Below are 573 nucleotides of genomic sequence, written 5' to 3'. Positions count from 1 at the left end.
CCCGGGGACATGGCATTGGTCTGCCGTTTGCGCCTGCCGTCAAGGCAGGAGCATGGCCGCTTTTGGCCGAACGCTACCCCGATCTCGACGCTGTTCCGGTTTGTCGCCGGCCAGACCGCAGGCGAGTTCGGTTTGCGGTGCCCAGCGAGGTCGTGCCGTCCTCTCCCATACCAATCGGCTATGCAATCCAGCTTCGTCGAGGTCGCGACGCGAAAGCTTGCCTCGAGCCGATCGACCCGGCCAGCGCATTGCGTGTGCTGCTCAACGGGGCGTTCGCACCCGGCCGAGAGTTGAGTGGCAGTGCCTTCGACACTCTGACCGAAGTCATCGGATCGGCGGGCACCTATTGCCTGAATTATTCGAAGCTCGATGATGCAGTAGAGCTGATCACGAAGGCATGCCGGTGAGACACAGAGGCAACGCGCTCGAGGCTCTGATCGCCGGACTTCGCGGCAGTCCGGCCGACCGGGCCGATTGGCACGCCGTAATCGCCCTGGCCAATCGCACTTTGCTCACGCCGGATTTGTTCTCCTCCCTCGCGCGCGCCGGCCAGATCCACCGGCTACCGCAGGA

At 64.0% G+C, this 573-nt stretch carries 1 protein-coding gene; it reads left to right on the top strand.

From position 1 onward, the window contains the following. The first annotated feature begins 62 nt into the window (after positions 1–62). Positions 63–407 carry a hypothetical protein gene (locus EOA60_RS36395; protein ID WP_206628473.1) on the top strand — a complete coding sequence of 115 codons (345 nt, stop codon included), beginning with the start codon at positions 63–65 and terminating at the stop codon, positions 405–407. Positions 408–573 lie beyond the last annotated feature (166 nt).

Source organism: Mesorhizobium sp. M1A.F.Ca.IN.020.06.1.1 (genome assembly GCF_004023265.1).
Taxonomy (GTDB): Bacteria; Pseudomonadota; Alphaproteobacteria; order Rhizobiales; family Rhizobiaceae; genus Mesorhizobium.
The sequence above is the reverse complement of the archived record's forward strand: the minus strand, read 5'-3'. Positions and strand labels throughout refer to the sequence as shown.